We start from the raw sequence: 8,503 nt of genomic DNA on the forward strand, positions 1-8,503 counted from the left end.
TTCAATTACGAATTACGTTCGCTTTCGCGTAGCCTCTCGTAGAGAGCGTCATTACGAATTACGAATTATTTTAATTGTGCCTGTTGTGGTTGAGTTGTATCCCAAATCTTTACATAGGCTTGTTCTTCTTCAGTGAAAGGTTCAGCTTGCTTGAGTTGTGAGGCTAATAAATCGGCGGTGGCATCAGCAATATCACCAGTGCGATTGTTCAAACGCTCTTTTAAAACTTCAAGGGGTGCTGTGCATTGGATAATCTGAATAGGAAGTTGGTGCTTTGTAGCTTGAGCGATCGCTTCTTGCCGTAACTGCTGTCGATCATACTTGGCATCCAAAATTACCGAAAATCCTTGTTTAGCCAGGATAATTCCCAATTCCAACAGCCGTGTGTAAGTTTTCTCGGTCATCTCTGGTGTATACAAATCATCGCCACCCTTTTCCCACAGGGGAATTCGCTCTAAGTGTTTCCGCACTGCATCCGAACGAAGGTGAATTGCTCCCAGTTGACGGGCTAAATACCGTGCTGTGGTACTTTTACCAGAACCCGACAACCCTGACATCAAAATTAGTTCTCCCAGCTTTGGTTTTGTGTAGTCCCAAGCCTGTTTGTAATACTCAGAGGCGGTTTTTGTCGCTTCTTCTTTAACTGTCGCGGCTACATTCGGATCGTCGAGCAAAAATGAAGTTACCTTTGCCCGGACATAAGCCTGACGACTTAAATACAAAGGCAGCACCTGTAAGCCTTCCCAGTCTCCAGTTTGCTCTACATAGGCATTCAAAAAAGCATTACCCAAGTCTTGGCGCTGCCGCGCTTCCAAGTCCATCACCGTAAACGCCACATCGTACATCACATCGACAAAGCGAAACGGCTCATTAAACTCAATGCAATCGAACAGCAGAATTTTATCGTGCCACAACGCAATATTTCTCAGGTGTAAATCCCCGTGACATTCACGAATATACTGGTTGTGAATTCTGCTAGCGAATAATTCTGGACGCTCGGCAAAAAACTTATCTGTATATTGCTTTGTTTCTGTAAATTGTGCCTGAGTCTGGGGGCCACCAATATACTTGTCAGTTTGCTGATAATTCTCGTCAATTGCAGCCCGAACTTTTGGGATTTCACCAAAACTGCGAATATAATCATTCGTCTGTGATTCAGCATGATATTGAGCCACTACCCGTCCCAACTCTTCTAGGTGTGTCTCATTTAAGTTGCCCTGTTCAAAAAGTGTACTTAATAGTGACTCTTGAGGAAACTGGCGCATCTTCAGCAGGTATTCTACAACCTCAACCGTTCCCCCTAACTGATATTGCTCCCCTACCTGAGTTATGGGCAAAACTTCTAAATACAGTTCACCAGCACCCCGTTGATTTAACCGCAACTCTTCCTGACAAAAATGCTGCCGCTTCTCCAAGGTGGAAAAGTCCAAAAAGCCAAAATTCACAGGTTTTTTCAGCTTATAGGCATAATCCCCAGTTAACAGCACATAAGAAATGTGGGTTTGAATTAGTTGAATGGGTTCTGTTACCGGATGGGGATAAAATCCCGGCTGCAACATTTGCTGAATTAAAGCTGGAAGAGTCACTTCTGTCATCTCTGGCCTCTGCGGTTCAAATACAAAAAACCAGGAGTTTCCCCCTGGCATCATCAAGAATTATTACACAGTTTACCTGGCTTAAGAAGCTGTTTCAGTTTCAGTCTCAACATCTTCAACGCTGATTTGCGGTGGCAAAACGCTGACAACAAGTCGCTCTGATTCAGCTAGAGGTGTTACACCTTCAGGAAAAACTATATCACCAATACTCAAGCTGTCTCCCATTTGCAGGTTAGTGACATCGATTTCAATTACATCTGGGATGTTTTCTGGCGCACAACTTACTTGCAATTCAGTGACTACAGTGTCTAATACACCACCATCTTGTTTAACACCAATAGAAGTTCCCACAAAACGGAACCGAACTTCTACAGTGGTGTCGCCGTGGCCTGCAACCGCAAAAAAGCTGAGGTGGTAAGGCGTACCTTTTGCTGGATGGATCTGAAGTTCCCGCAGCAGGGTTTTGCCGCGCCAAGGTACATCAGTAATGTTTAACTCAATCAATGTATTGTTGACTGAAGCCCTTTTGAGCAAGCGCTCAACAGTTTTGGCTTCAATGGTCAAAGAAATTGACTCTGTACCTTTATGACCATACAAATTGGCAGGTATTAGTCCAGAACGGCGCAAAGCTCTAGGCTTGCTGCCTTCTGGACGTTTTTGAGATTCGACTGTAATAGCCATAGAAGTTGTCCTTTGTCATTTGTCAGTTGTCAGTTGTCATTAGTCATTAGTCATTTGCTAATGACCAATGACTAATGACTAATTTACGCACTGAGTAGGGTTGCAGGTGTGCCGTCGGGGTGCAATAAAGCACGTTTCGGGCCGTGGATGGGGTCTTCTACAATTATGGTTTGATCGCGGCTTGCTCCTAGTGAGACGATGGCGATCGGAACTTCCATCAATTCGGCTAAGAATTTTAGATAGTCCAGTGCTTGCTGTGGCAAGTCTTCTAGGGTGCGGCACTCAGTTGTTGACACTTGCCATCCTGGTAAGGTTTTGTAGATGGGGCGACATCTGGCAAATTTACGGGAACTGGTGGGGAAGTGTTCGCTGCGATCGCCATCTATGTCATAAGCGACACAAACTTGGATTGACTCTAATTCATCAAGAACATCCAGTTTGGTGAGCGCCATACAATCCATGCCGTTAATCCGCACGGCATAGCGACCGATGACGGCATCAAACCAGCCGCAACGCCGTTTGCGGCCGGTGGTTGTGCCAAATTCGGCACCGCGATCGCACAACAATTCTCCCAACTCTCCATCCAATTCTGTGGGAAATGGCCCCTCTCCCACCCGCGTCGTATAGGCTTTCGACACCCCAATTACCCGGTCAATCATTGTCGGCCCTACCCCTGTACCAACGCAAGCCCCCCCCGCCACAGGGTTAGAGGAGGTGACATAGGGATAAGTTCCGTGATCTAGGTCAAGGAGCGTACCTTGTGCCCCTTCAAACAAAATATTGCGCCGTCGCCCAATCGCATCGGATATTTTGTACGATGTATCAACAACGTAAGGCCGCAAGCGTTCTGCATACCCCAAATACTGTTCAATCACCTCTTGTGCATTTAGAGGCGGCAAGTTGTAAAGCTTTTCTAAAATGACGTTTTTATAATTGATCGTCCACTCCAACTGCTCACGTAGCCCATCGGGGTCCATCAAGTCTAAAACCCGAATCCCTATACGTTCAGATTTGTCTGCATAAGTCGGCCCAATGCCCCGACCTGTTGTGCCGATCTTATGGCTTCCCCGTCGTTCTTCAGATGCCTGGTCAATCAATCGATGATAAGGCATCGTTACGTGGGCTGTCTGAGATATCAGCAGGTGGTCAGTGGAAATATTTAATTCTTTTAGTTGGTCGAGTTCTGCGATCAAAATCTGTGGATCGATGACTGTTCCACAGCCGATAATGCAATCGGTATTTGGATACAAAATCCCAGAGGGAATCAAGTGCAGCTTAAAGGTCTGACCTTTGACTACAATTGTGTGTCCAGCATTGACACCCCCTTGGTAACGAACCACAACATCTGCCGAACGGCTGAGTAAGTCAGTTATTTTACCTTTTCCTTCATCGCCCCATTGGGCACCTATGACAATGACGTTAGCCAAGAGCTTATTTTAAGAAGTAAAGTTTCCACAAACTATAATGTTTAACATATTGCTTTAATCATGTCAAGCTGATTGTAGAATAATCTAGCTGTTTTCAATTCAGTACGGATACACAGCTAGTTGTGCATAGGTGTCAACTTAAGGTAAAAGCCAGTCTAGAAAAGCCTCTTAGAGGTTGTCTCGTTATGAGTCGGAGACTTTTAAATACCTAATGGAGGCTAGCTAGCAGAGTCTAATCAGCTCACTATTAATGAGGTAAGAGAGTTTCGCTTTCAAGGAGCATGACACTCATCTTGACCAGACAAACTCGTGATCACTGCGGCGACTCCGAGGCACGAGTTCTTAAATCTTGGCAAGAAAAACAACTTGACCACTGGTAGCGATCGCGGCTCAATGCCAATTAGCGATCGCTTTCTTAGTCGGCTATAACTACTGAATTTTTAATACGATAAAACCAATTAATACCGACAGACCTAACGCTCTGCGAAAATAATTAACGCCTTGAAATAGTTCCAGCCACGCCCAAGTGAACAAGGAGCCATTTGCTAGTAGGTCTAATACTGTATTAATTTTGCCAGTTGTAAAAATTTGAGCAAGTATACTGGTTACTATCCAAACAATAAGTGGTAGGTTTGGCATCTGAGCTAAAACAATTTTGCCATCGCTATCACGAAACGTTTTATCAATTAATGTATTTTCCATATTTGAAATTACCATTTAGCTAAGAATTATTAACTTACAAAAATTACCGATGGTCTATTGAGAATAGACTGGCATCTAATTGCAAATTATTTAATAACATTAGAACATTTAGGCAAATCTCTTTTCAAGCATCTAATTGCATATATGAGAGTGGTAAAGCATATTCATATATGACTATATTAAAAGGCATACTCACACCAAGCCCATCACCTCAACCCCAGTTAAGTCTCTCTGGGCACTGCCCTTGCCCGTTTCCCGATGAATGCAAATCAAAATAATTCGTAATGACGCTCTCTACCAGACGCGCAAGGGACGCCGACACGAGAAAGCGTGAGGAAGACAGTAATGGTGATTTAACTGCAATGATCGCCTAAAGGTTAATCCCTCCTCCCCCTGATATATTCCTCTGGCTACACTGCTGTGATCAACGGCAAATAAGTACTACCGTTGATCACAGTGTTTGTAGAGCCTGGGTTTCAAGCAGTCTGACCCGGCTTGAGGACGACTTTGATGCAGTTGTCTTTCTTGTCTTTGAAGATTTCGTAGCCGTGCGGAGCCTGCTCTAGCGGCAGAGTGTGGGTGATTACAAACGAGGGGTCAATATCCCCGTTTTGAACGTGATCGAGTAGCGTCTGCAAATACCGATGTACGTGCGTTTGTCCTGTTTTCATGGTTAAGCCTTTGTTCATGAAAGCACCCATCGGCATTTTGTCTACAAAACCTGTGTAAACACCGGGAACCGACACCGTGCCGCCTTTACGACAGGCAACGATCGCTTGACGCAATACATTGGGTCGATCGGTTTCCATTCGTACTGCTTGCTTCGCCTTGTCATAGAAGCCTTCCAAACCCATGCCGTGAGCTTCCATTCCTACCGCATCCATCACCGAATCGGGGCCCAGCCCCCCAGTCATTTCTTTGAGGGCTTCACCCACCTCAATTTCTTCATAGTTCAAAACTTCTGCTCCGCCGGATGAAGCCATCTGGAGCCGTTCGGGAACGCGATCAATGGCAATCACGCGCCCAGCACCCAGCATTAAGGCACTTCTGATCGCAAACTGCCCAACTGGGCCGCAACCCCAAATCGCAACCGTATCTCCTGGTTGGATGTCACAATTTTCTGCTGCCATATAACCAGTAGGGAAAATATCAGTGAAAAACAGGACTTGTTCATCTGCAAGTCCATCGGGAATCTTGAATAACCCGACATCGGCAAAGGGAACACGAGCATATTCCGCTTGACCTCCAGCGTAGCCCCCGGTCAAATGGGAGTAGCCGAAAAGACCTGATGGGGAATGACCCATAATTTTTTCCGCGAGCCAAGCGTTGGGGTTGGAGTTATCGCACAGCGACCATAAATCGCGATTGCAGAAGAAACACGAGCCGCAGGAAATCGTAAAGGGGACAACGACGCGATCGCCAATGGCAAGGGCTTTGCCTTTGTTATGGATATTTCCATTTTTAAAAGCACTGCCTAGCTCAACGATTTCTCCCATGAATTCATGTCCCAAGATGTCGCCCGGTTTCATCGTGGGGTTGTAGCCATTGTACAGGTGTAAATCAGAACCGCAGATCGCCGTTGACGTGATTTTCACGATCGCATCACGCGGATTAATGATTTTGGGATCGGGTACGGTTTCAACCTCTACCTTGTTTGTACCCTGCCAACAAACTGCTTTCATTGCTTGAGTCTCCTAAAGTTAAGTTGTTCGTGAAATGTGAAATCTATGTACTGAGTTGGTTTGAATATTTATTCTTTCTCCTTTGGTTGACCTTCGGTTGTCGCAATCTCACCCGTTTCCATCAGCATTTTGAAACGGCGTAAATCATCTTTTAGCTGCTGTTCGGGTGCTTCGCCAAACTCTTTGGCGAAGCACCCGGTAGATTGTATTCCCTGATGACTTTGACCTCAGTCGCGCGATCGTTGAGTGCTGGCTGGAAGTGCACAGAACTAGAGTTGGCAATATCTGGTGCTTCAACTGAAGTCCAACTAATCAATTCGTTTTTTCAATCTTCAACAATGTCTCTGCGATTCTCGTTTTCAGAGGCTGCGCCAACGCCCCGTCGCTGGATCGCTTAGGTATGATTGGGCTGTGCTAACGACAGTTATAAGCTTTGCCATTTTCCTAACCCGACATGATCGCAATCTGCCCATCTGCTAATGGGGCACGACAGTGGGTTTTTAGGACGGCTCTCATGCCAAAGAATTCATGTGTCACGTTAGGTTAGTTGGTTGCCCTGAAGGCAATAGGTAATGTTGTTCAAACAGTTACTATGACAATCTAGGCAAGCTTGAATACACTGCTGCATCTGTGGATTTCATTGGTGCAGTTGAGCCTGGGTCATGACATTTATCTTTTAACAATCCTATTTCATCTTAGGAAGACGCTTGATTAATCACCTCTAGCGTAAGGGTGTTTGTAAGCGATCGCCGATCTCTGTTGAAGGGCTGATTGCGTATTAGGTCTAGTTGTGTGTTTACCTTCTTAGTAAGCTATAAACTTTGTATACCATTTTCCCTAAGGTATTCAGGTATATTTTGCAGAGATCCCCTCCGTGTTCGCCGCACATCCTCTTTACTGAAACCGGTAGACAGCAAGGCTCTTTCTGTTTCCTCTTGTTGCTGTTTACTAGAAGCAAAAATCTCTGGGTTACTAGCCCTTCGTGTTAATGGTTGTTTTCGTTGATTTCGTTCAAAATTAAGCTGAAAATCAATCTGTTGTCCAAAAGGTGTGTCCAGCATTTTTTCATCGGCAGACTTTAGGGCTGCGGACTCTGTATTGATGATGTCCTTTTGGGATCCTTTGTAGGTTGCCGGGATCCTGCCGGGCTTATTTTTTGTTCCATAAGCCTCATCCCGTGAAACAGATTGAGTAAATCCGCTAGATTCTGCTAAAAGCTGCCCAGCACCAGCCCCCATAGCCCGATTCATTTCTGAAATCGATACAGATCCTCGCCTCAACCTGAATTCGTCTGATTGACTTTTATAATGCTTCGTCCCGTAAATGTTGTTGTCATCTTTTTTCCCATAATCTGTTTTATTCGCTTTACTTTGGCCGCTCCTCAGGTTTGACACGGGTGTCTTGCCACCAGGATTCCTAGCTGCATCATCCGGTCGTTTCCCACCAAATATAGCGGGGTAGACCTTTCCAATCTCGTTTCCTGCTCCATCAACCAATTGCTGCTTCTGAAATTCGCCTGAATTCCGCCGCACATGGCGAGCTCCCGCAGCTAAAATATCTCTTTGCGTGCTAATGCTTGTTTGCAGATAGCCTTTTTCTCGTTTTTCGCCCAGAGAAGGCAAAGTCATAGTCTCGGCAGTTCTTTGGCTCCCTCTCATATATTCGGCTACTTGCCGATGTGGATTGATACGTCGGACTGTTTCGTGTTGGTCAACGACCCACCTTTGTTGGTTCGGATCCGGAGAAGGATCTGTTTTAGCTCGTTTATTCGAGCTTGCAATCTGTTCATCTGGATTACGTTTTCTTTTTAGTCTTAACGGAAGCTCTTTGAAAACAGAGCTAAGAGACTTTAAATTGGGTGCTGCCTGAATGACCTGTGACGAAGAAGCCTGATCTGACTCCTGTGACTGCCCTTTTGCCATCTTTGGTTGTACTTGTGTCGTGATTGAAACATCCTTGGGGGGTATCCGACCGAGATCATGACCGTATTGTTCTGCACGTATTAGAGATGTCTTTATATCTGGTTGCTGTACATTCTCTGCAGTTTGCGACTGCACTACAAACGGGCGCGAATCGAACATACTTGACGTTGAAGCGGTTGATAAACCTGGTGTTTGTTTCCTAGTATTGCTCGGTACAAACGGACGTGATTCGAAGATTCCCCCACTAGGAGTGCTTGAGAAAGTCGATGTTTCTTTCAAGAAATCTTTAGGTTTGGTGCGAAGTCGCGTTTTCATAGAGATATCCTCACGCTTAGGCAGAAAAATTAGTAGTCCATTTTCAGCGGATAAAATTTAAGACTTATGTGTTGATAGATGGGCATCAGTTTCACTTATGCACTAATCAAGCAACTACTATAGGAATCCTATTTGAGTTTTGAACAAGCTCCGTACATCTGAAGAGTGGCAAAGTCAAA

At 45.1% G+C, this 8,503-nt stretch carries 6 protein-coding genes and 1 pseudogene; all 7 read right to left on the reverse strand.

Features of this window, described 5'->3' with window-relative positions; translation table 11 throughout:
* Nucleotides 1–65: 65 nt before the first annotated feature.
* Nucleotides 66–1,595 carry an AAA family ATPase gene (locus PUQ00_RS09815; protein ID WP_300415606.1) on the reverse strand — a complete coding sequence of 510 codons (1,530 nt, stop codon included), beginning with the start codon at nucleotides 1,593–1,595 and terminating at the stop codon, nucleotides 66–68.
* A gap of 81 nt (nucleotides 1,596–1,676) precedes the next feature.
* A complete protein-coding gene (locus PUQ00_RS09820) occupies nucleotides 1,677–2,276 on the reverse strand; it encodes a 50S ribosomal protein L25/general stress protein Ctc (protein WP_300415608.1) in 600 nt (199 codons plus the stop codon).
* Between the two features lie 83 nt (nucleotides 2,277–2,359).
* A complete protein-coding gene (locus PUQ00_RS09825) occupies nucleotides 2,360–3,703 on the reverse strand; it encodes an adenylosuccinate synthase (protein ID WP_300415610.1) in 1,344 nt (447 codons plus the stop codon).
* Nucleotides 3,704–4,132: 429 nt separating this feature from the next.
* Entirely contained in the window at nucleotides 4,133–4,405 is a 273-nt protein-coding gene (locus PUQ00_RS09830; RefSeq protein ID WP_300415612.1) for a hypothetical protein, read from the reverse strand.
* Between the two features lie 476 nt (nucleotides 4,406–4,881).
* A complete protein-coding gene (locus tag PUQ00_RS09835) occupies nucleotides 4,882–6,087 on the reverse strand; it encodes a zinc-dependent alcohol dehydrogenase (RefSeq protein WP_300415614.1) in 1,206 nt (401 codons plus the stop codon).
* Between the two features lie 68 nt (nucleotides 6,088–6,155).
* Nucleotides 6,156–6,430, reverse strand: a pseudogene (locus tag PUQ00_RS09840) (cyclase); the annotation flags it as partial.
* Between the two features lie 469 nt (nucleotides 6,431–6,899).
* A complete protein-coding gene (locus tag PUQ00_RS09845) occupies nucleotides 6,900–8,324 on the reverse strand; it encodes a hypothetical protein (RefSeq protein WP_300415616.1) in 1,425 nt (474 codons plus the stop codon).
* Nucleotides 8,325–8,503 lie beyond the last annotated feature (179 nt).

Source organism: Nostoc sp. S13, assembly GCF_029379315.1.
In the GTDB taxonomy this organism is placed as follows: domain Bacteria; phylum Cyanobacteriota; class Cyanobacteriia; order Cyanobacteriales; family Nostocaceae; genus Nostoc.

Coding starts and splice junctions, on each gene's coding strand:
- PUQ00_RS09815 (WP_300415606.1), bottom strand. CDS start 1,595: ATGACAGAAGTGACTCTTCCAGCTTTAATTCAGCAAATGTTGCAGCCG.
- PUQ00_RS09820 (WP_300415608.1), bottom strand. CDS start 2,276: ATGGCTATTACAGTCGAATCTCAAAAACGTCCAGAAGGCAGCAAGCCT.
- PUQ00_RS09830 (WP_300415612.1), bottom strand. CDS start 4,405: ATGGAAAATACATTAATTGATAAAACGTTTCGTGATAGCGATGGCAAA.
- PUQ00_RS09835 (WP_300415614.1), bottom strand. CDS start 6,087: ATGAAAGCAGTTTGTTGGCAGGGTACAAACAAGGTAGAGGTTGAAACC.
- PUQ00_RS09845 (WP_300415616.1), bottom strand. CDS start 8,324: ATGAAAACGCGACTTCGCACCAAACCTAAAGATTTCTTGAAAGAAACA.